Here is a 23,741-nt window from a genome sequence, read left to right as displayed (position 1 = left end):
TGGGCAGCAGCTAGGGGTGTTTTTTGATTATGAGTCGTATTAATACAATAAAATAATAAAAAGGTTTTCACCTGTTGTTGGAGGGAAAATGATAGAACGTGATGAGATGGAGTTTGATGTCGTTATTGTTGGTGGTGGTCCTGCAGGATTATCAACTGCGTGCCGCATCATGCAATTGGCTAAACAAGCTGACAAAGAAGTAAGTGTTTGTTTGGTTGAAAAGGGTTCTGAAATAGGTGCTCATATCTTTTCTGGTGCTGTAATTGATCCAAAAGCGTTAAATGAATTATTTCCTGATTGGAAAGACAAGGGTGCTCCTTTACATGCAGAAGTTAATGTAGACGAATTACATTGGCTAAAAAATGAATCCAAAGGAATTAAATTTGCCAACTGGATGATACCTAAGACATTACATAATGATGGTAACTATGCCATAAGTTTAGGTAATTTATGTCGCTGGTTGGCTGAGCAAGCTGAAGAGATGGGAGTGGAGATTTTCCCTGGTTTCAGTGCTGCTGAATTAGTTTTAGATGATAACGGCCAAGTTGAAGGTATTATCACTGGCGACATGGGTGTTGCCGAAGATGGAAGTGAAAAAGACAGTTTCATGCCAGGCATGATTTTGAAAGCTAAATACACTGTCTTTTCTGAAGGGTGCCGTGGACATCTTGGTAAAGAGCTTGTTGCTCACTTTAACCTAGATAAAGATGTCTCTCCGCAGCATTATGGGTTAGGTATCAAAGAATTGTGGGATGTACCAGCAGAAGAAAGTAAGCCAGGTACTGTAATTCATACTGCAGGTTGGCCTTTAGATGGTGATGCTGGCGGCGGTGGTTTTCTTTATCACTTAGAAAATAATCAAATTGCTGTCGGTTTAATTGTAGATCTTAACTATAGCAACCCGTATATCAGTCCTTATGATGAATTCCAGCGTTACAAACATCACCCTGTCATTGCTAAGCATTTAGAGAATGGTAAACGTGTTTCTTATGGTGCGAGGGCAATTGCTAAAGGTGGCTTACAGTCCTTGCCTGAAATGGTGTTTCCAGGTGGTATGTTAATCGGTTGTGATGCTGGTACTTTAAATCCTGGTAAAATTAAGGGTACGCATACGGCAATGAAGTCCGGGATGTTAGCAGCTGAAGCAATATTTGATGCTTTGGGAATGGAAGATGCACCTCGCAAACTTGATACCTATGTTGAGAAATTTAACGCGTCTTGGGTATATGAAGAGCTTAATCAAACTAAGAACTTTGTGCCTGTATTACATACGTTAGGTACTTTCTTGGGTGGTACCTATAACTGGTTTGATCAAAATATTTTTGCCGGAAAGCTACCATTTACCTTTAAAGATGAAGTGCCTGATTTTGCGACCTTGGAAGATGCTAGCAAACATTCAGAGATTGATTATGCTAAGCCTGATGGCAAGCTTAGCTTTGATAAATTGTCTTCTGTGTTTTTATCTAGTACTAACCATGAGGAAGATCAGCCATGCCATTTGAAGTTAAAAGATGAAAGTGTTCCTTTATCGCAAAACTTACCTAGGTTTGCTGAACCAGCGCAGCGCTATTGTCCTGCTGGCGTCTATGAGATTCTAGAACAAGATGGTGAGAAGAACTTTCAAATTAACTCTCAGAACTGTTTACACTGTAAAACCTGCGATATTAAGGATCCAGCCCAAAATATAACTTGGGTTACGCCTGAAGGCGCGGGTGGACCAAATTATCCAAACATGTAAAGGTTAATTTGTTATTAAAAAGGCGACCGATGGGTCGCCTTTTTTGTTTTAGATAGAGTTAATGTGTTTTTCCTGTGGAGTTTAATTGGTTTTTTGCCCATTTAAGTGATTTTGCTTAATTATGATGTTAAAAATCACCTATCGCTAATTAAGAAATTAGGACATGAATGATGCCAGATACTCAAATTAATGCCGGTATGGATGATGAAATGCTTGGGATCTTGAACGAATTTGTTGTTCAGTTAGATCAAAAAAATGCTATTGAAGAAGAAAAAGCCTTAGTGAAAAAAAGAAAGGCTGCGGTAATGGCAAAGATTAACCAACAAGGAAAATTAACCCAAGGTTTTCGGTTGGTGAAGAATGACAGCTTAAAGCCAAAGCTTGCTGCCCTAAGGCAAAAGATAGAAACGTTTGACTATAAGAATGCCGCTAACAAACAGCAAGATCAGGTCATTCTCGATATCATGACGAAGAAAGGTTCCTTATCAAATTACCTAGATGCGAGTACTCGAGCAAAAATGGAAAGTGGTAATATTGATAATGCAGCAAGGCATCAGATTGCTAATACGCAACTGAAGCGTAAGCAGCTGTTTTTAATGTTTGAAGAAATTGCAACAGCACAAATGGAGTTGATTGAGTACTCTAAAGAAATTCAAAGTGTTGTTGGGGTTGAGAATGCAACGCTTAAGCAGCCACCTGGTGCTTATGGCGGTTTGAAAGACTTCCATGGTGCGTTAGATAAGGTGACAAACCGTAAGCGTAAATACGATATGGGTGACCTTAAAGACGCTGCTCGTATGACTATTATCTTCAAAGATCTAGACGATATGGTTGAAGCTAAAAACCTGATTTTTAATACAAATGAGTTTCAAGTTATTAAGTCTAAGCAATCTGTTATGAAAGACAGATATGGAACCAGTAAAAACGAAGAATATAATTGTGGTGCTACGGCAGCGGGTTACAAAGATATCAAATTCTTTTTACAGATGAGTAATGGTCATATCGCTGAGTTGCAGCTAAACACTGAAAATATGATGAAGGCAAAAAAGAAGGGTCATATTATTTACGACATTCTGCGTGATGGTGGCAATCTTGATAAGCCTTTTACTATTGTGAATCAAGAGGTGATTAAAAAAGTCTTAAAAAATATGAATGAGGCTTGGTTTACTTTTATCACGACACGAGTGCCTAAAGCTAAGAATGATATAGCTTATATTAGAGGGATTGTTGGCCGTATATCTAATGGTGAAATGTCACTTAATATCACTATGGAAGATATTAAAGTTCTCTCTCGTGTCAGTCTGATGATTTATGAGCAAGGTGATAACGGTAGAGCGCTTATGTAATTTGTTTTGAATGTGTAAAAGAGTGTTCTGATTTGGCCTGATAAAATATCGACTTATACTTTATCAGGCTTTTTTACATTTAGTGCTTAGTCGTACTTTTTCTCAATAAATTTCATTAAGTTCTTATTTGCCATATTACTAACCTTAGACCTTAGCATAGGTGACCACCCCATAAGGTAGCCGGGCACTCCAAGGGCTTGTCTGGACCAGCGCCAGAAATCAAATTCATCTGTGTGTTTGATGATTTTACCATCTTTAAATTTAAAACTTGCCGTGATCTTGTTTTCTACTGGCCTACCTGTTTGGCTAAATAGGTAGTTGGCTTGCCAGTTTACTTTGAGTTCGTTGCTTGATTCATCGATATCAAAGCTCAGTGTGAAGTCGGTCGCTTTATCACAGAGCATGTGCCACATAGCATTAATTTCTTGTCCTTTAAGGTCAAATACCTCGTCTTTAAATTCTGCTTTTTCATGGTAGCAAGATGCCATGGTTTGATAGTCCAGTTTTTGGAAGGCTTGGTAAAATGCGATAAGTGTATGTTTGTTCTGTGACATTATTCTTTCCTTAATCCATTTAATCCTATTTTAAGGGAGCTTTTAGTATTGGGTAAGTGGTATTAATGCTAACCTAGGTATGTGATTAGGACAGATTTAGGGGTGTCGGATGAAATGTAATATTTTGGTTAGTAAAGGGTCTCCTATTTCAAGTGTTCTTGGTCCATATGAAATGCTCATGCTGGCGAATAGCTTGGTAGATAATGAATATAAAATGGAGTTGGAAATCGTCGCGGCGGAGCATATTTTACAAGCTACGAGCGATTTTGAATTTAAGGTAACTAAAAGCTATAAAGACATTGATAAAAGCAACTATGTCATTCTGGCACCACTTGGGCGAATAAATTCAGATGCGTTAAAATTTGAGCCGTCATTGATTGCTTGGTTAAAAGAGCATTATGAACGAGGCAGCAGGTTAATTAGTTTGTGTACAGGGGCGTTTCTATTGGCTGAGACAGGCCTTTTGGACGGAAAGACTGCAACAACTCATTGGCAATATGATGATGTATTTATCAAAAAATACCCTAATGTTTTGTTGCAAAGTAATGAGGTGATTTGTCAGCAAGGAAGATTGTCTAGCAGTGGTGGGGCCAATGCTTATCAAGATCTTATTTTAAATATGATAGGGGATCACTTTGGTAAGGAAATTAAAGTTAAGTGCGCTAAATTGCTAATGTTAGATTTTACTCGTAAAAGTCAGCAAATGTACCGAACGCCAGATAAGGTGAGAAGGCATTTGGATGAACAGGTGCATATGTTACAAGACTGGATTCAAGATCACCTAGCCGAGTCTTTCAAGTTGGATGTACTTGCTAAAAAAGTCTTTTTAAGTGAAAGACAAATAAAGCGAAAATTTGTAACTGCTGTCGGTATGGCGCCGCTTATTTATGTGCAATATATGCGAGTTGAATTGGCGAAGGATTATTTACTTGAAACTAATTGGAGTGTGGAGAAAGTGAGTGATGCCGTTGGTTATCAAGATGTGCGGTTTTTTAGAATGTTATTCAAACGGCATACGAGCATAAGCCCTAGTCAGTATCGTCAAACTTTCACTTAAAAATATATGGTATAGATTGAATTTTGATGTGATGGCGAACTGACGTTTGTTTTTAATAAATAGGGTAGTTGAAAATTAACTCAAGCCTTCTTTAAAGTTAGCTGTCTAATGATCATTTTGAATGTGAAGTTAACGAATAGCTAGATACACAGCCATAGCTAGGATTTAGTTGTGATTATTAATATTGTTAAGCTTGGTTGTTTATTGTTCAAATAGTTGAATATTATTAAGTTTCAACAATTTAGTTAGCTAAAGTGTTGGCCCATCAGTCTGACTACCGTACAATGAAGATCCGCGTAAAATTAGCTAGCATGGATCATGAGTTATCAAGTATTAGCACGTAAATGGCGTCCACAAAACTTTATTGAACTTGCAGGTCAAGATCATGTTCTTCAAGCTCTGGTTAATGCGCTTAAGCAACAGAGGCTTCATCACGCTTATTTGTTTACAGGCACACGAGGTGTAGGTAAAACCACAATAGCGCGTATTTTTGCAAAATGCTTAAACTGCGAAACGAATGGTATTTCTCCTGAGCCTTGTGGCACATGCGGCAGTTGTGTCGAAATAGCTGAAGGAAGGTTCGTTGACTTAATTGAAGTCGATGCGGCCTCTCGAACCAAGGTTGAAGACACTCGAGAGTTATTAGAAAACGTACAATATACTCCGACTCGAGGGCGCTTTAAGGTTTATCTAATCGATGAAGTGCACATGTTGTCGACTCACTCCTTTAACGCTTTATTAAAAACGCTTGAAGAACCGCCTGCTCATGTGAAATTCCTGTTAGCAACGACTGACCCTCAAAAACTACCTGTTACTATTTTATCTCGATGTCTGCAGTTTAATTTGAAAAACATGTCCCCTGGGCGTGTTGTTAGTTACTTAGAGAAAATCCTGACGACCGAGCAACTTAGCTATGATGAGGCTGGGTTATGGCAAATTGGTCAAGCTGCTAATGGAAGTATGCGTGACGCTTTAAGTTTGACTGACCAAGCTATTGCCTTTGGTAATGGCCACATTAGTGAATCCGATGTGACTTCCATGCTTGGGTTAGTTAATCAAGCTCAAGTTGTAAAACTATTGGAAACGGTAGTGCAAAGCGATGCGGCAAAATTATTAACATTAATAAATGAATTGGCGGAATATCAACCTGATTTCATAGCCATTTGCGCTTCATTACTTGACCTTTTACATCGTATTGCCATCGAGCAACAAGTGCCAAACGCTTTAGAGGATCAGTTAGGTGACTTGGCAAGTGTTAAAATGATTGCTCAGCAGGTATCGAGTGAAACGATTCAACTTTTTTATCAAACCTTACTAATAGGCAAACGTGACTTACCTTTAGCACATTCACCTAAAGCTGGTTTTGAAATGCTGCTATTAAGGCTTATTGCCTTTCGTCCTGCTGCTAGTGTTGCTCTTTCCTCTGTGCCTGTTTCTGAGCAAATTCAGGCAGAAACTGGAGTTGAGAGTAACCCCGTAGTTACACAAGAGACAGCTGCACCATTAACGGCTAGTAACGCTAAACCCCAGATTCAAGAAACATCTAATGATTCTCAATCTAGTCAAGTAAGTCCGCCTCAAAATATTTCTGTTGAGGATGCTCAGTCTCTAGATACGAGTTTACAGAGTGCGTCTTTAAACGAAGATATTAAGCATGAAGTGACTGATGCTGTCGAACTCGCCTCAAATATTGGTGAATCTCAATCCCTTAATAAGGATCAGGATGACCATGTGAATAAAGAGAGTTCAGAACAAGTAAATAGCAATATTTCAACAGAAGAAAAAGTTGAATCGAATGCGCAAAAAGTTACTGACTCAAGAACTAATGAGCAAACGCCTCCTTTTGAACCAGATGAAAAACCAAAGCCATTAAATGATGCTGAAGCAACAGCAAAAATGGCTGACATAAGTCGTTTGGTTAATGATGTTGAGACTGAAAAAGACGCTATTGGTGAAGTTGAGCCAATACAAGAGGTGCAAAGTCAGTCAGCAGCGGAATCTTCTACAAAAGAAAGTGTCTTAGTAGAGGGAGATGAAAATGACGACGATGAAATTGAAGAGATAGGTGAGGCTGTTTTTGATCGTTCGGCTGAGTTAGTTGCCGTCATGCAATCTGAAGCTATTACAATAACGAACCCAGTTGAAGAGGACGCTGAATTAGTTATTGAAGAAAAGCCAATAGCGACTAATCAGTTAGATGTGTCTTTCACTAAAGCAGAAGTGATTGTACAGCCAGCTTTAGGGATGGACGTTGAGACATTAAATCATTTTTCTGAATTGACCATGCAAGTTTGGTGGTTGATAGCACCGCGTTTACCTTTAACTGGATTGGTGCAAAATATTTTAATGAACTCCTGTATGTTAGAAGCAGGAGAGCAAGGTATTAAACTTGAAGTGCCATTAGAGTATGGCCACATGTTGAACCAAGTTAGATACGAACAAATTCAAGATGCCGTTAGTCATTACTTTAATGAAACCGTGCCGCTGATTATAGATACTGTGGCAGACGTTTCAGGTGTAACAGCGGAGGAATTTGCAGCAAGCAAGCGCGCTCAAGCGATGCAAGAAGCAATTGACCATCTTAATGCTCATCCTATTGTTATGGCTCTTTCGAGTACTATGGGTGGGCAATTAATTTATGACAGTGTAAAAATCAAAGCTTAACGGAGAAGAAAATGTTTAAAGGTGGTATGGGCAATATCATGCGCCAAGCGCAAAAAATGCAAGAGAATGTACAAAAGGTACAAGACGAAATTGCAAATATGGAAGTTGAAGGTCAGTCTGGTGCTGGTCTTGTAAAAATTACTATGACAGGTCGTCACGATGTTAAGCGTGTGCAAATAGATGACAGTTTATTTGAAGACGATAAAGAAATTCTTGAAGACTTAATTGCTGCAGCTGTTAACGATGCTGTACGTAATATTGAATCAACTCAGAAATCTAAGATGGATGCAGCAACAGAAGGTATGCCTTTACCTCCTGGCTTTAAAATGCCTTTCTAATCCATTCATTATTATATAAAAGGTTTTAAAATTGGTATTTAGCCCATTAATTGCTGAACTAATTGAATCGCTTCGATGTTTGCCTGGTGTTGGTCCTAAATCAGCACAAAAGATGGCATTGTATCTTCTAGAAAGAGATCATCAAGGTGCCGATCGTTTAGCAGAAACGTTAAGAACTGCTTTAGATAAAGTAGGAAGATGCACGAGTTGCCGTAATTTGACAGAAGATCTCGAGTGTCAAATTTGTAGTGCATCGGATAGGGATGCCCAGACACTTTGCATTGTCGAAACCCCTGCCGATGTTGCTGCAATGGAGGCATCTGGACGTTATGATGGGCGATACTTTGTTTTATTAGGGCATTTATCTCCAATTGATGGCATTGGCCCTGATGAGCTTGGGTTAGATAGGTTAGAAAGCTTAGTGACCCAAAATGATGTTAAAGAAGTGATTATTGCAACTAATTCGACATTAGAAGGTGAAGCAACAAGCCATTATATTGCTGAGTTGCTAAAACCAAAAGAAATTGAGATTACACGTATTGCTCACGGTGTTCCCATGGGTGGTGAATTAGAATATGTCGATGGTAACACGCTTGCCTTGGCTCTAGATGGTCGGAAAAAGTTATAAAATGAGTACAAATGAAAAAGACGTACCTATCGTTTGGGTGGAAAGTGATGCTGATCTAGCACTTTGGTGTTCGCATTTCGCAAGTCTACCTGTGATTGCTGTGGATACTGAGTTCATTCGTCGTACAACTTTTTATCCGATTACAGGGTTAATTCAAATTAGTGATGGTGAAAGTGCTGTTTTAATTGATCCATTAGCAATCTCTAACTGGGATGATCTCACCGCATTAATGACTAACCCTAATGTAGTGAAAGTATTTCATGCTTGTTCCGAAGACTTAGAAGTTTTTGATCGCTTGTTAGGGGTTGTTCCTACACCATTCTATGATACCCAGGTTGGTGAAGCCTATGTTAGTGGCCAGTGGTCGTTAAGTTATGTGAAATTGATACTTGCCTATAAAAATATCGAAATTGCAAAAGACGAGACACGATCAGATTGGTTAAAGCGACCTTTAACAGAAGCGCAAAAACGTTATGCCGCTTTGGATGTAGTGTATTTGATAGATGTTTATGAAAATCAAATTACGACATTGAAAGAAAAAAATATGCTGGACTGGGTACTTGAAGATACACTCGCTATTACTCATCAGTACAGGCTTAATAGTGACCCTGAGCAAAACTGGTCAAATGTGAAGTCGGCTTGGCGTTTGAATCAAAAAAGCCTGACTCTGTTACGCATATTATTTATATGGCGCGATAAAACTGCCCGTGATGAAGATGTTCCCAAAGGTCAGGTCATTAAGGATCGTACTTTGTGGGCTATCGCGAAGTTCTTCCCTGATACTCATAATGCGTTATCAAGAACGGAAGAAATGACAGGGCGGCAGCATAGGTTATATGGTGAGCATATTTTAAAGTCGGTGGCGCTGGTAAACGAACTTAGTAAAGATGAATATCAAAATGCGTTAGACATGCCGCTGCCTTCTCAGGCTGGTGAATTATCTAAGTCAATAAAAGCGTTTGTGCTAGAAAAAGCGAAAGGCTTGGGGATAGCGCCAGAAGCCGCTTTGAAAAAGAAACAGCTAGATCCAATTGTACGTCACCTGTTTTTAAATGAAGCGCTTATATTAACGCCTCCTACTATGACAGGCTGGCGTAAAGAAGAGATAATAGAACCCATTTTGCAGCGTTTTGCTAAAGCATAAACCTTTTGCAATTAATATAAATCAAACTGAAATGTAACTCCTTATGTCATTAGAAAGAAAAATTGTACAAGTTTATCGTTCCACTAAGCAGGATGAGATGTATATCTATGTTGCGAAAGAAGATGGGTTATCAGTTGTGCCTGAAGCTCTGATGGAGCGCTTTGGTCGAGGAACACCTGCAATGGTGTTATTACTGGATGAAAACAAAAAACTGGCTAGAACGGATGCGGTAACTGTTTTGACATCAATTCGTGACCAGGGTTTTTATCTACAATTACCACCGGCTAAAGATGACTCATTGTTAGACTTGTATATGACACCAACTCAGGCTGCATATTAATGATTGCTAAGCGTTACCAGCCTTATTGGGAAAGTAAATCCTTAGAGCAAATGGACGAGCAAGAGTGGGAAAGTATCTGTGATGGTTGCGGCAAATGTTGTTTGCAGAAATTACAGGATGATGAAACGGATGAGATTTTTTATACGGATTTAGCTTGCCATCAATTGAATATAAAAACATGTCAGTGCAAGGTCTACCCTCAAAGGTTTAAGCATGTTAGATCCTGTGTTGACTTAACTCCAAAGCAGTTAGAAGCGTTTTCTTGGTTGCCTGATACATGTAGTTATCGAGTGCATCATGAAACGGGCAAACTACCTGATTGGCACCCTTTATTGGTAGGTGATAACTCTCAGATGCTTCGTCAAGGGTTAAGTGTTCGCGATTATGCTGTAAGTGAAAATAAAGTTGCCGAAGAAGATTGGGAAACCCATGTAATACGTTGGGTACATGGCATGCCGGAGCATCTAGACTTAGGATAATGTGTCTTTTGCTTTGGTAATTTGTTCTCAATTTAGTAAAACAATTTAGTAAGCAAATACAGGTTATTGTTTAAGGATAGATCTATGTTGTTACGCGCTATCATGGCTATATGCCTGCTAGGTACAAGCTTAAATATTTATGCGAGTACGCAGTTTCGTGTCATAGTTGATGCATCTGGCAGTATGGTAATAAGTGATCCAGATAGATTAACCTCCGAATCCCTAAGATTGATTGCAGACTTAGCACCAGAAGAAGAATCCAGTCTAGGGGTTTGGCTATTTGGTGAAGAGCCAAGAGTCTTACTTCCTGAAACTCCCATCACAGAAGAACTTAAAGTTAGCCTGAAAAATAATCTAGGTGGCTATATCACCGAAGATCTGCAGACAGATCTTGAGTCAGTACTTAGGTTGATGTTGGATACCCCTGCTGCGAATGGGGTTGCAACTGATAGTGAGCAACATTGGATTCTTGTTACTGATGGGATGGTTGATATCAGTTTAGATCCTAGCGTTAATGAGTTATCTCGCCAAAAAATACTTACCCCGATACTAGATGAGTTGATTGAAAAAGGCATTCAGCTCCACACAGTTTCTATGACGGGCTATACCGATTCTGAACTACTAAAGACCTTATCTGTAAAAACAAATGCTAGTTATACAGAGGTTGCCGTTCCGGAAGATCTACTAAGTACCTTCAATCGTATTTTTACTAGTGCTAATAAAGCGGATGAATTGCCTTTTGAAGGTAATACCTTTTTTATCGACGATAGTATCGAAGAATTTACCTTGCTGGTTTTTCACAAGTTAGGGAAAAAGCCTAAAGTAATTGCGCCAAAAGGTGACGTTTTATCTTTAAAAGACGATCAGAAAGTAACGGTTGCAAATGGACTACGTTATACCTTAGTGACAGTAGAAGAACCTATGCTAGGGACGTGGCAAGTTGAGGATGTGGATCTTGAAAAGTCGAGTATTCGTATTGTTACTAACTTGAAAGTTGAAGCTAGTAATATTGCGAGTGTGCTATTTGTTAATGAACCTCTTTTTTCTAGTATTGGTTTATATGAGAACGGTGAGTTAATTCAAGACCCTATTTTGCTGGAGGTATTGAAAGCTGAGCAATCTCTTATTAGACACAGAGGTGAGATCTTAGAAGTACTTGATAATAAGGAGCTTTCTCAATCTAGTTATCAATTCAAGAATAAGTTTGAATCTTTAATTCTTGAAGGAGATTACGAGCTTAGAAGCTTTTTGGATGGTCAGTCATTTGCTAGGAAACTAAGCCAGTATTTTACGGTGACACCAGCAGTAAGCCTTTCAGTGAAAGAAGAAGATTATGGCTTAATGTCGTTTAGCGTTAAGCCTTCAAACTTGCGTTTAGATTTGTTTAGAAGTCAGGCTTTTTTAGAAGTGGATTATATGGATGCGACTAGGGTCGAAGAAGAATTACCACTCATAGGTGCAGGTTTCTGGCAAAAGCTTGTACCAAGTAAAAAAGTTAATTTTACAGCGAAGGTGAGGTTGAAAGGGGTTACGCAAACGGGAGTAAGGTTTGATTATACAACTAACCCTCTAAAATTTAATTATAACAAGCCTGAATCCTCTAACTTGTTAACCGATGTAGCACCAGGAACAGCCGTTACTGATTTCTTGGCAGAAAGTCGCGAGGGCTTTTCAGGGCTTGAAGCACAAACAAATGAAAGCTTAGAAGAAAAGTTAAAAATAGAAATTGATGCGACTGAATTAATGAAGGATGTACAGGCTAGTATTGATGAAGCTGCTGAGTCGGCCGAAGCATTTATGTCAGGTGAACAGGGTGAGGCACAAGATGATGAAAACGACATTAGCTTTTCTGGTAGTGAAATCCTTGTATACGCTTTAATAAACTTGGCTGTATTCCTCGCCATTGGGGGGGGAATATGGTGGATGCGAAAACGTAAAAAATCGAATCAAACAAACACAGAAGAGAGTGTGTAAAAGATTATGTGTGAACTGCTTGGCATGAGTGCCAATGTACCAACTGATATTTGTTTTAGTTTTGCTGGCTTAAGAGCAAGAGGTGGGAAAACAGGGCCTCATAAAGATGGTTGGGGTGTGGCTATGTATAGAGAAGGACAGGTCTGGTGTATTCATGATCCTAGACCTAGTGCTGACTCTGATATGGCTGAGGTGATTAGTAAAACATCATTAAAATGTGATGTTGTAATTAGCCATATACGTCAAGCAAATGTTGGTGAAGTGTGTTTACCTAATACCCATCCGTTTTATCGTCAAATGTGGGGGAAAACATGGAGTTATGCTCATAATGGTCAATTAGAGAATTCAGAATCACTCTGTTCTGGCTTTCATCAAGTGTTAGGCAGTACTGATTCTGAAAAAGCCTTTTGTTGGATACTTGCACGATTACAAGAAGCTTTTCCTGATTCAGAGCCAAGTGTTGAAATTTTATCTAAAAAACTACATACGCTAGCAGACGAATTAAGGTCTATGGGTGTCTTTAACATGATGCTTTCAGATGGCGATAAGCTAATTTGCTATTGCACTACTAAATTGCACTGGATTACTCGTCGAGCACCTTTCAAACAGGCGAGCTTATCAGATGATGACGTTAGTATTGACTTCAAAGAAGTGACTACAGATAAAGATGTCGTGACTGTCATAGCGACTCAACCTTTAACAAATGATGAAGTTTGGCATGAAATGCAAACGGGTGAATTATGTGTTTTCTCCCAAGGTGAGCTCATTTCACAAATTAAAAAAGAGCTTGATCAACCACTTAATACCGAGCAAAAGGAGTAGGGTATGCCTCATTGTATTATTGAGTATGCAAGTGCGCTAAAAGGGCAAATTGAGATAGAAACTTTAATGGATAAGGTGACAGAAGGGTGTCTGAAATCTGCTTTGTTTGAGTTAAAAGATATTAAGACACGAGCAATTTCCTATGATTATTATCAGTCAGCTGGCCAGACTGATAATGCTGATTTTATACATATTGAGGTCAAGTTGCTCGCTGGGCGAAACATGTTACAAAGAAAACTGCTTTCTAAATCTATTTTAGATTCTGTGTTGGTATTGCCGTTAGCTAAGGTGTCTGTCACAGTTGAAATTAATGATCTAGACACTGAATGTTATGCAAAACAAATTCTTAATTAGATCGTTATGATTTAACAAGTAGGCTGAGATTAAGTCATACTTTCTCAGTCTGCTGCCTTCCAGACGTGTCGAATAGACACTATTCAAAGACCCAGACAGTATAGTCTAAGAGTCTTATATTCACGTTAAGTGTCTTATTCACAGAATGATTATTAAGTTGCGAATATTGCTATAAATTTAGGTGCTTTTATTTACATGATGAACCGGGATGACTTATTAGTAAGTTCGCTATTTTTCAGCCCGTTTGCATTCAGTAAAATGGCTATATTATATGAGCTAACCTTTCTCCGCTTAGCGCGCTTCTGTCTTTAGGTTTCTATATAGAATGCCTTTTAGTTATAGAGTGAATAGATTTAAACTGGCTGCTATAGAAGTGCATTTAATACAAAACCTTCCTTATTTTAATTGATTTCATAGTGTGAAATCTAAAGCCAATAAAACAATTCCATCATAGAAAAACAAGCTCAATGGCTATGTATTAATGCTGAATGTATTAGGCTTTTAACAAATTTTATCGCAGCTTAATCATACTGAAATATATTAAAATTATTCTTCATTGATAAAGCCTTATCAATAAAAAACTCACCATTAAAATAGCCATTTTCCTTTTAAATTATTCTTCAATTGAGCTTTTAGAAATTTTCAATATACATGATAATTTAGCTAATAGTGATAAGTATGCATGTTTATATCTGATATTCGCTTTAGTTTTATGGATTATTCTAAATAATGAATATTTTCTGCTTAAGGCTGTTCGAACGGTCAAGATTGTGTCATATTGCAGAAAGTGTATGAAAATGACAGTTTAATACTGTCATTTTTTATGCTCATTCTTTACGTATAAAAAAATAATAGCTTGAAGTTGGGATATAAAAGGAATTATTTAATCTCATTTGCTAAAAGAATTAGCATTCATTTCTGGCTCAAAAAAATGAATGGAGATCAAGAGTGAAAAGCATACCTGTTAAAACGATTCTAGCGACATCAATCGCCAGTGTCGTTGCCTCTACTGCATCAGCAGAGCTCATTATTAGTCAATATGTCGAAGGTAGTAGCTATAATAAAGCCGTTGAAATTTATAATACAAGTTCAGCAGAAGTTAGCTTATCAGATTATAAATTAGTTAAATATTCTAATGGTGATGCTAATTCACCAAACGATATTAACTTTGATAATGTAAGTTTAGCTGCTGGTGGTGTTTTTGTTATTGCGAGTTCTTCAGCAAGTGATGCGCTATTAGCTATAGCGAACCAAACATCATCGTCTGTTAACTTTAATGGCGATGATCCTGTCGCAATTGTACGTATTAGTGATGGCCAAACCTTAGACTTTTTCGGTCAATATGGTGATACAGACTTTGCTAAAGACGCAAGTTATGACCGAGTTGATAATACAGTCATTGCCGATGGGGTATGGAATGCTGCTGCATGGAATGTATTAGCAAAAGATAACTATGATGGTATGGGGGTTGCTCCAAATGGTGACGTTGTTGAGCCTGAGCCATTTTCTTGTTCTGGTGCGGTATTAACACCTACCTATGCAATTCAAGGAAGTGGTGATACTAGTCCATTAATCATTGAAGGTAGTTTTTCAGGTGGTACGCACTACACATCAGGGATTGTTACTGACATAGTAACTAGTTTGTATTCAGGTTTCTTTATTCAAGATGCCACGGGTGATGGTGATGCCTCTACATCAGATGGTCTCTTCGTATATAGCAATACTACGCCTACAGGACTTCAAGTCGGTGATGAGATTTGTGTACAAGGTGAAGTCTCTGAGTATTACTCTTCAACCCAAATTTCTATGGACTCAGGTGCCTATGAAATTTTGAGTTCAAATAACCAAATCCAATCAACACAGCTTGATCTTAATTCTGATAGTTTACTTCACGATCAATTAGAGCCTTATGAAGGTATGTTTGTGACAACTACAAACTCTGATTTAATTGTGTCTCGTAATTTTAGTTTTGATTATGGCTCTTATCGTAACAACATGGTTATGAGTTATGCAGAACCTATATATAAATCAACACACCTTCATGTAGCTGGTACCGAAGACGAAGTTAAGGTTGCAGAAGAAAACGCTAAACGTACCCTTTATATCGATACGGATGCCAAGCCTGCAGATGGTGTTGTTCCTTACTTCCCAGACTTTAACCCTGAAGATGGTTATATTCGTGTTGGAGATAGCATTAGTAATCTAGAGGGTGTAATTGCTTATAGTTACAGTCAGTATCGCCTAATTGCAGGTGAGGATGTGGTATTAGCAAAGTCTGACTTCTCTCGTGATCTTGAATCTGATCGTACCTCATACGGTCCAATTCTAGCGGATGATGGTAATCTTCGTGTTGCTAGCTTTAACGTATTAAACCTTTTCAATTCACCATTTGGTGGTGCCGCTAATGCTTTTGGTGATAACCGCGGTGCAGAAGTTGACAGTGAATATCAAATCCAGATCGCTAAAATTGCAAATGCAATAAGCATGATAGATGCGGACATTGTTGGCTTAATGGAAATTGAGAATAACGGTTTTAGTGATACTAGTGCCATTGCTGCGTTAGTTGATCAAATTAATACAACTCAACCTGCTAGTGCTTTGCCTTATTCTTATGTATCGGCAGGCGATAATGTTGGTACCGATGCTATTGCTGTAGGCTTAATTTATCGTGCGGATGCCGTTTCTTTGGTTGGCAACGCTGTTAAGATTGATATGCCTGAACAACATGGTACCGACTCTGAAGGTGAGCAGTTTGATAAATATATGCGTGTCTCTTTGCTACAAAAATTCAAGCATAAAGAAACTAAGCGTAAGTTGAGCATAGTTGTTAATCACCTGAAATCTAAAGGTTCTGCTTGTATCGAAGATACAGCGAATGAAAATGATGCCCAAGGTAACTGTAACGCTTTTAGGGTTTCTGCCGCTGTAACACTGGGTGATTATTTAGCTGAAAACGTAAAAGGTGATATTTTGGTTATGGGTGATTTAAATGCCTATGGTAAAGAAGATCCAATCCGCGTTTTGACTGATTATGATGCGAGTGCTTCTGAACGTAAAATTATGACAGCTGAGCAAGCTAGCTTGAACGGTGAAGCGATTAATGGTGGCGTAGCGGTTGAAGCCGCTAAATCATATGGCTTTACAAACCTAGTTGAACATTTCCAAGGGCCAAAAGCTCACTCTTATACTTATAGTGGTGAACTGGGTAGTCTTGACCATGCTTTAGCTAATAAGTCACTTTTACGTAAAGTTGTTGCAACTGATGATTGGCATATCAATTCAGCTGAATCTAACTTGTTTGAGTACTCAAGCCAATATACTGGTGATCTGGCTAAATCGACTAATGCGTATTCATCTTCAGATCATGATCCTGTGATTATTGAAATTGAATATACAAAACGTGGTGATCATGGTGAAAAACCAAAGCATGAGTCACCGTTAGAAATATTATTTAATATTTTTAAACGTCTTTTCTCCTTTCTTTGGGGTTAGTGAGTAAATTTGCTAGCCATTAAAAAGCCGTCACTTTATTTAAAGTGACGGCTTTTTTGTGGTCTTGTTATTTATTACTCGGCTGTACAAACTGCTTTTACTTGATAATATGCTGTTCTAAATAGAGTAAAAGGAATTTATAAGGAAAATGAATAAAATAAGTTTGTGTGCAGCTAGTATTTGTATTGGTTTGATGGCATCACCAGTTTTTGCTGATGAATTAGATGAAACTAGCCAAGATGAGAGTAGCACTGAAGTGTCCCATGGTTTTTTTATTTCCCCAGGTTTTGTTTATTCAAATATTGATATTGCAAATAATTTTGCTAACGAAAGCGTTGGTACCGATGCATTTGGGCTAGATGTTTCATTCGGATATGAATTTAAAAGCCACTTTATCCTTCAGTTAGATGCATTATTTGCAGAGAATTTTTCTCTAGGTGGTGCATCAGACAGATATTCATTAAGCCATCAGGCAATACTTATAGGTTATCGTTTTGCTTGGGAATCGGTTTCTTTAATTCCTTTCTACGGCAAAGCCTATTGGGATTTAACATCTAAAGAAGGACAGCTTTTTAACCCAGGTGCAGAAGCTGTTGAAGAGCTTGATGGTTCTAATCGTGTGTTTGGGTTAGGGCTTTTAGGTCATATTGGTGATACATCTGATCTTCAGATTAGTTATAAAGATATTGATGCAGATTTTGGTGGTTACTCAGTATTAAGTATGGGTGTGAGATTTAAATTCTAATTTAAGTATTTTTTGTCTTTCTCAAATCCGCTAAATTTGTATACAGATCATTACACTTCCCTTTTAAATATACTAACTATACTAAAGCATTGTTTCACTAGAGGAGTGATGCTTTGGAAAGAGTTCAAGCTAAGTCTGTCAAATACAGGCTTAGGTTTATTTTTCTAATTATTCTATTACTGGTTGTTTGCGGCGAGGCAGCAATACGGTACTGGATTGAGCTTCCTCAAATTCAAGCTATACAAGTAGAGTCTGATAAAAAGGATTTTAAACGAGTTGTTCAAGCGATTAAATCTAGCCTTAAAAGTGTCCAAGTATGGTCTTATGACTATGGTGTTTGGGAGGATACTTATAATTATATGGAAGACGTTGGAGAAGGTGTTCAATACATAAATAAAAACTATGTGTTTGGTACCTTTCACGCGGCAGGTTTATCCGGTGTAAAGCTTATTACACAGCAAAGAAGAACAAAGTTTGAGTGTGAGATAATTTTTGACGACGAACAATGTGACCAGCATAATATTTCTAATATTGAGCCTATTCAACTAGATGCGATTATTAATCACCTAGATAGTGTTAACCAAAATACAGTATCGAGTAGCGGTATTTATATTACAGATGAAGTGCCTCACTTATATGGCATCTCAAAGATTACCAATCCCATAAATAATCAGCAATCTGGGTATTTAATCTTTTTTCAAAAGATGGATAAAGTGTTAATTGACCAGTGGCGCTCAGAGACTCAGCTAGGCATTGACGTTGAGTGGGCCAAAAATGAACGCTACAGTGTGCTATCTAATAATATGTTTGATGATATTAATCAGAACTATTCTTATATTAATGATAACGGTTACCTCTCTTTTAGTTTGCCTGATATTAATGGCAATAATTTAATATCTATTTCTTTTAAAGCTGACTCAGAACAGGCAAAACAAGATTTCCTTTCTTTAACTTTAATCTTGGGCGTTTCAGCAGGGTTAGCGATTCCTTTATTGTATTTTCGTTTAATTTCCAGAGAAGTCGTTAAACCAATGGAATACATCTCGTCTGAACTAAACCGAATTAATGAAACCAGCAACTACCAATATAAATTCCCTAGATTTAATACCTTGGAGGTGAACTTAATTGTCAGTGCTTTTAATCGGTTGCTTGAAAGGGTTCAGTATCAACAAGAGCAGCTTAGGGAAAAGAATGAAAGTCTACAGCTTGTTGCTAGACAGGACTATTTAACAGGCCTTGCCAACAGGCGGCATATGGATAAGTTATCTGAAAGACTTTGGTATAAAACGGTTAAAGCGAATGAAAGCTTTTGTGTATGCATGATTGATTGTGATTATTTCAAACAATATAACGATCATTACGGCCATAAAAAAGGAGACGAACTTCTAATAAAACTTGCTTCATTATTAATCGAAATAGAAGGTAAACACACTAATGTTATTGCTTGTCGATATGGTGGTGATGAGCTTGTGTTGCTAGCCTACAGTTTACCTGTAGAAATGCTTGAATCCATTTTGGCCGAACTCAAAGAGCAGTTATTAAGGTTAGATATAAAGCATGAATCATCCTATCTAGGTAGGGTGAGTATTAGTGTGGGTTATTATCACACTTTAGCTGTAAATGAGATAGAGGCTAATCCATTTTTTATCAAAGCAGATAAAGCCTTATATTTGGCAAAAAAAATGGGGCGTAACACCATAGTTAATTATCATAATATGGATAATTAACTACTTATTCCAAGGTGTTGTTTGAGTATCTGATAGCATACCGTCACTGTTTAACCTGTACGCTAAACCTACTAGAAGTGTTTGGGCTAATGTCATTGATGAGGTTAACGATCTAAATCCCATCACTTCACCTTCTTTAATGTCAAAACATAAATCAGAAATGGCCGAAAGAGGGCTTAATTTACTATCGGTTAGTGCTATCACCTTTGCCCCTGACTTATAGGCAAAATCAGTAACGTTAACGGTTTCTTTAGCATAAGGGCTAAAAGTGGTTGCTATGATAACGTCTCCTTTACGTATGTTGCTGGCCTGTTCCATTAACATACCACCTGTTCCATCAATCAAGTGGGTTGGCTTATTTAAGTGTCTTAAACTGTATGCAAAATAGGTTGAAATTGGAAAGGAACGACGTAAACCAATCAAATAAATATTGTTTGCAGATTCTAATAAAGTAATAGCATCGTTAAGCATTGTCTCAGGAAAGTGGTGGCTCATATGCTTCATTGAGAAAGCATTACTACTACTAAACTCACTTAAAATAATACTGGGGTTAACCATATTATTAGCAGTGGTGCTCTGACTTAATTGTACGCGCTCACTGTAGCTCGACGTTTGTTCAACTAAAGACTGCCTAAACAAGTTTTGCATCTCAGTGAAACCATTGTAATTAAAAGCGGCAGCAAAACGGACTAACGTAGAAGGTGGTACATCGCATTGTTCAGCTAAACTTGCGACAGTTTCAAGTGCAACCGTGTTCGGATGTTCAAGTAGAAAACGAGCCACTTGCTGTAAGCGTTTGCTTAAAGATTCATATTCTTTACTAATGGCTTGTTGTAAATCTTCTAAAGAGGTTGGTGCTTGCAAAAAAGCCTCCTGGACAAGGTGTTAACGCGTCATTATAAACAATTTTATGCTTGAATACCTGCGAAGATTGCTAACAAGATAAAGTGTGCCCTTGAGCGATAGCACAAGGGCACAAAAAATCTTATCTATATTCACCAGCAAGTTTTTCGACTAAATCAATATTGGCTTTAGTAATAAATCCAGGGCCAGAGTTGACGTCATTACTTGGCATTAATCCGTAACGGGCATTAAGTGTTAAGAATGTAATGGGTAAATAACCTTGTAAGTAAGGTTGTTGGTCAATTGCAAAATCAATGCGGCCATCTTTAATCGCGCTAGAAATTTCACCACTTAGATCAAAGGTCGCAAAATAGACCTGATCATGCATCTTGTTTTTTTCAAGTGCCCTCAAGGTCGGGTGAGCGGATGTTGGCCCTAATGTGAGAACCGCTTGTGTATTAGGGTTCTTACGAAGGTAAGCAGATACCTTGGTTTCAACATTGGTCGGGTCAGTTTGAGAGTCTATCATTTGGCTACCTAACTCAACACCTAGACCTTTGGCAAATCCCATGCAACGTTCAACAGATGCTGGGTTCATAATGTAATGGTTTACGCATAAGAAGTTTTTGACACCGGCTTCTTTTGCTTTAAGACCTGCCCCTAAGCCTGCTGCAAACTCAGGTTGTCCAATATGAAGCTGAGCACCTAGCGCTGCAGATTGCTCTTGAGTACCTGAATTCATTGTAATAACTGGGATGCCACGCTTTTTGGCTTTTTCTAATGGGCCTTCTAAAGTGTCGAAATCAGCAATTGAGACAATGAGACCGTCTGGATTTGTTGCGATAGCTTGTTCTATGATTCTTGCCATATCGGCCAAATCACCTGTTGGCGGATTTCGATAATCTACTTGTACATCATAGTCATCGCTCGCTTGTTTGACGGCGTTTTTAATAACGTTCCACCAAGAATCTGAGTCAGGTGCATGGGATACAAATACAAATCTTTCGCCTTCTGCATGGGCTGTAGTAGAGAGGGACATTGCGCCAAATGTCGCAGCACTAGCCACTAATAGAGCGGTACTTTTCTTTAAAAAGGTTTTCATTACTAATCTCCGTTCACACAAAATTATTTTTATTTTGACTATTTTACCTGAGAGGTAAAACACGTTTTGTACGATTAATATACAAGAGCAGAACCATAATAGAATATAAATTTCATATTGGCAATGGATTAAATTATTTCGTTTCATGCTGATGGTTTTTCTTATCTTGTTGTTTTTATTAATTTAAATATATATTAATTGAGTTTTAATAACTTTTTTGTAACGATTTTCTGAAATGAAAATTAAAAAAATGTTTCAAAAATGAAACAAATATTCTAACATGGTTTCATTCTTGGAATTGATCTTGGGTTCTTCCTCAGTGTTTAAGGTTTTGCCTAGAATGCTGGATAAGAGTGATTTAGTAGCAAAAATAAATATAAAAGTGAAAGGTGACAGAGTATGAGTGATTCAGTGCAAGCGGTGAATGTCGCAGCGCAAGAAAAAGATGAGCGTATAAGAAGTGTTCCAGCTTGGAAGAAACTTTTACACAGGCCTGAATTTGGCTCCTTATCGGGTGCTATTTTGGTATTTGTCTTTTTTATTCTAACAGCAGGCGATTCAGGTATGTTCGCGGCTGACGGTGTTATTAACTGGGTTACTGTTTCTGCTCAGCTTGGCGTAATTGCAATAGGCGCCTGCCTATTAATGATTGCAGGTGAGTTCGATCTATCAATTGGCTCCATGATAGGTTTCGCGGGCATGATGATGACCATACCGGCCGTTTATTGGGGGTGGCCAATATGGGCTGCAATCATCTTTGCTTTTATTGGCGCAATGTTCATTGGCTATCTTAATGGCTATGTTGTCGTTAAAACAGGCTTACCATCATTCATCGTTACTTTGGCCTTTCTCTTTATCTTACGTGGTTTGACCATCGCATTATCCATTCTCTTTACTAACCGCACCATAGTAGGTGGTGTTAAGAAGTTTTCTGAAAATGACTGGTTAGCACCATTATTTGGCGGCACATTTGGTAATGGCTTGTTTGTTTGGTTAGCGGATATGGGAGTAATTGACTCTTATAAAGATGGGTCGCCTATCGTTGAAGGCATTCCTATGGTGGTTATTTGGTGTTTGCTGTTAGCTGCTATCAGTAGTTGGATATTACTTCGAACATCATATGGTAACTGGATTTATGCAGTGGGTGGTGATGATAAGGCAGCTCGCAATGTGGGTGTACCTGTCGACAAAGTAAAGATATCACTATTCATGTTCACGGCTTTTACTGCAACCGTTTATGCCGCGTGTCAGGTATTTGAATTTGGTTCCGCTGCTGCTGACCGAGGTGTATTAAAAGAGTTCGAAGCCATTATCGCTGTCGTTATTGGTGGCGCTTTATTAACAGGTGGTTATGGCACAGTGATCGGAGCGTGTTTAGGCGCACTTATATTTGGTGTGGTGCAAATGGGGATCTTCTTTACAGGGATAGATTCAGATTGGTTTAGGGTTTTTCTAGGGGTCATGCTGCTAGCAGCAGTGCTATTCAATAACTACATTCGTAAGCGTGTCACTGAAGCGCGACATTGATTTCGATCTGTTATTAAAACCATTAAACGAATCTAACATTTGTGCCTTTAAGGTGAGTGAATATGAGTGAATTTATTATTGAATTAAAGAAGGTGAGTCGTTTCTTCGGCTCTGTTATTGCCCTACAAAATATCGATATGCAGGTTAAATTAGGCGAAGTACATTGTTTACTTGGGGACAACGGTGCCGGTAAATCAACCTTAATAAAAACCTTGGCTGGTGTGCATGCTCCCAGTGAAGGTGAATACCATTTTGAAGGTAAGCCGGTTGTATTTAAATCGCCAGTAGATGCACTGGACTCAGGTATTGCGACGGTTTATCAAGATTTGGCGCTAGTACCATTAATGAGTGTTACCCGTAACTTTTTTATGGGCCGTGAACTCACTAAAGGTAAAGGCATATTCAAACGTTTTGATATCGAAAAAGCAGACAAGATAGCACAACAGGGTATGGCCGATATGGGGATTAATGTACGTGATCCATCTCAGGCGATTGGCACTATGTCTGGCGGCGAGCGGCAGTGTCTCGCTATTGCTAGGGCAATTCATTTCGGTGCTAAGGTGCTCATTCTTGATGAACCAACAGCCGCACTGGGAGTTAAACAATCAGCCAATGTCTTGAAAGTTGTGGCTAAGGCTAAAGCCCGTGGTTTAGCCGTTATTTTAATTACCCATAATGTACATCACGCTTATCCAATTGCTGACAGGTTTACCTTGTTAAACCGTGGTCAGAGTCTAGGTTCCTTCCTTAAATCTGAGGTGAGTCGTGAGGATGTTCTCGAAATGATGGCTGGTGGCCAAGAGCTTGATGAATTAACGGCAGAACTAGAAGAATTTAGCCGTTTAGATGCCAGCGCTTAAGTGGAAG

The 23,741-nt window shown here is 38.4% G+C and carries 20 protein-coding genes; 17 read left to right on the top strand and 3 right to left on the bottom strand.

Annotated elements, in window-relative coordinates; all coding sequences use genetic code 11:
* Positions 1-88: 88 nt before the first annotated feature.
* Positions 89-1,738, top strand: a complete 1,650-nt coding sequence (locus TW85_RS15345; protein WP_238326228.1) for an electron transfer flavoprotein-ubiquinone oxidoreductase — start codon at positions 89-91, stop codon at positions 1,736-1,738.
* A gap of 170 nt (positions 1,739-1,908) precedes the next feature.
* Positions 1,909-3,084 (top strand): hypothetical protein, encoded by a 1,176-nt coding sequence (locus TW85_RS15340; RefSeq protein WP_084616347.1) that lies wholly within the window; start codon positions 1,909-1,911, stop codon positions 3,082-3,084.
* An 86-nt stretch (positions 3,085-3,170) separates the two neighbouring features.
* On the opposite strand, the gene TW85_RS15335 is transcribed toward TW85_RS15340, so the two are convergent.
* Entirely contained in the window at positions 3,171-3,638 is a 468-nt protein-coding gene (locus TW85_RS15335; RefSeq protein ID WP_046018014.1) for a nuclear transport factor 2 family protein, read from the bottom strand.
* 109 nt (positions 3,639-3,747) lie between these two features.
* On the opposite strand from TW85_RS15335, the gene TW85_RS15330 reads away from it, so the two are divergent.
* The 13 genes from TW85_RS15330 to TW85_RS15270 all read left to right on the top strand — a co-directional run bounded on the left by TW85_RS15330 (position 3,748) and on the right by TW85_RS15270 (position 19,402).
* Positions 3,748-4,695 (top strand): helix-turn-helix domain-containing protein, encoded by a 948-nt coding sequence (locus TW85_RS15330; RefSeq protein ID WP_046018013.1) that lies wholly within the window; start codon positions 3,748-3,750, stop codon positions 4,693-4,695.
* Between the two features lie 318 nt (positions 4,696-5,013).
* A complete protein-coding gene (dnaX, locus tag TW85_RS15325; RefSeq protein WP_046018012.1) occupies positions 5,014-7,359 on the top strand; it encodes a DNA polymerase III subunit gamma/tau in 2,346 nt (781 codons plus the stop codon).
* Between the two features lie 11 nt (positions 7,360-7,370).
* Entirely contained in the window at positions 7,371-7,697 is a 327-nt protein-coding gene (locus tag TW85_RS15320; RefSeq protein WP_046018011.1) for a YbaB/EbfC family nucleoid-associated protein, read from the top strand.
* A gap of 31 nt (positions 7,698-7,728) precedes the next feature.
* Positions 7,729-8,325: a recombination mediator RecR gene (gene recR / locus TW85_RS15315; RefSeq protein ID WP_046018010.1), complete on the top strand. Its 597-nt coding sequence runs from the start codon at positions 7,729-7,731 to the stop codon at positions 8,323-8,325.
* 1 nt (position 8,326) lies between these two features.
* Complete coding sequence (gene rnd, locus TW85_RS15310; protein ID WP_046018009.1) at positions 8,327-9,469, top strand: ribonuclease D; 1,143 nt, start codon at positions 8,327-8,329, stop codon at positions 9,467-9,469.
* A 43-nt stretch (positions 9,470-9,512) separates the two neighbouring features.
* Positions 9,513-9,809 (top strand): YcgL domain-containing protein, encoded by a 297-nt coding sequence (locus TW85_RS15305; protein ID WP_046018008.1) that lies wholly within the window; start codon positions 9,513-9,515, stop codon positions 9,807-9,809.
* On the top strand, positions 9,809-10,288 hold the full coding sequence (locus TW85_RS15300) for a YcgN family cysteine cluster protein (protein WP_046018007.1): 480 nt from the start codon (positions 9,809-9,811) through the stop codon (positions 10,286-10,288). Before TW85_RS15305 ends, TW85_RS15300 begins: the two co-directional genes overlap by 1 nt.
* A gap of 84 nt (positions 10,289-10,372) precedes the next feature.
* Positions 10,373-12,262: a vWA domain-containing protein gene (locus TW85_RS15295; protein WP_052702233.1), complete on the top strand. Its 1,890-nt coding sequence runs from the start codon at positions 10,373-10,375 to the stop codon at positions 12,260-12,262.
* Positions 12,263-12,268: 6 nt separating this feature from the next.
* On the top strand, positions 12,269-13,084 hold the full coding sequence (locus tag TW85_RS15290) for a class II glutamine amidotransferase (RefSeq protein WP_046018006.1): 816 nt from the start codon (positions 12,269-12,271) through the stop codon (positions 13,082-13,084).
* 3 nt (positions 13,085-13,087) lie between these two features.
* Positions 13,088-13,438: a 5-carboxymethyl-2-hydroxymuconate Delta-isomerase gene (locus TW85_RS15285; RefSeq protein WP_046018005.1), complete on the top strand. Its 351-nt coding sequence runs from the start codon at positions 13,088-13,090 to the stop codon at positions 13,436-13,438.
* A gap of 948 nt (positions 13,439-14,386) precedes the next feature.
* Positions 14,387-16,930, top strand: a complete 2,544-nt coding sequence (locus TW85_RS15280; RefSeq protein WP_046018004.1) for an ExeM/NucH family extracellular endonuclease — start codon at positions 14,387-14,389, stop codon at positions 16,928-16,930.
* Positions 16,931-17,078: 148 nt separating this feature from the next.
* Positions 17,079-17,675 (top strand): hypothetical protein, encoded by a 597-nt coding sequence (locus TW85_RS15275; RefSeq protein WP_046018003.1) that lies wholly within the window; start codon positions 17,079-17,081, stop codon positions 17,673-17,675.
* A gap of 113 nt (positions 17,676-17,788) precedes the next feature.
* Positions 17,789-19,402: a diguanylate cyclase gene (locus TW85_RS15270; RefSeq protein ID WP_046018002.1), complete on the top strand. Its 1,614-nt coding sequence runs from the start codon at positions 17,789-17,791 to the stop codon at positions 19,400-19,402.
* On the opposite strand, the gene TW85_RS15265 is transcribed toward TW85_RS15270, so the two are convergent.
* Both TW85_RS15265 and TW85_RS15260 read right to left on the bottom strand, forming a co-directional pair.
* Entirely contained in the window at positions 19,403-20,266 is an 864-nt protein-coding gene (locus TW85_RS15265) for a MurR/RpiR family transcriptional regulator (protein ID WP_046018001.1), read from the bottom strand.
* A gap of 121 nt (positions 20,267-20,387) precedes the next feature.
* Entirely contained in the window at positions 20,388-21,347 is a 960-nt protein-coding gene (locus tag TW85_RS15260; RefSeq protein ID WP_046018000.1) for a sugar ABC transporter substrate-binding protein, read from the bottom strand.
* Positions 21,348-21,746: 399 nt separating this feature from the next.
* On the opposite strand from TW85_RS15260, the gene TW85_RS15255 reads away from it, so the two are divergent.
* Both TW85_RS15255 and TW85_RS15250 read left to right on the top strand, forming a co-directional pair.
* Positions 21,747-22,874 carry an ABC transporter permease gene (locus TW85_RS15255; protein ID WP_046017999.1) on the top strand — a complete coding sequence of 376 codons (1,128 nt, stop codon included), beginning with the start codon at positions 21,747-21,749 and terminating at the stop codon, positions 22,872-22,874.
* 62 nt (positions 22,875-22,936) lie between these two features.
* Complete coding sequence (locus tag TW85_RS15250) at positions 22,937-23,734, top strand: ATP-binding cassette domain-containing protein (protein WP_046017998.1); 798 nt, start codon at positions 22,937-22,939, stop codon at positions 23,732-23,734.
* Positions 23,735-23,741 lie beyond the last annotated feature (7 nt).

This window comes from Marinomonas sp. S3726 (assembly GCF_000967665.1).
GTDB lineage: Bacteria > Pseudomonadota > Gammaproteobacteria > Pseudomonadales > Marinomonadaceae > Marinomonas.
Note: the sequence above shows the minus strand (reverse complement) of the source record. Positions and strands in the feature narration are given on the sequence as shown.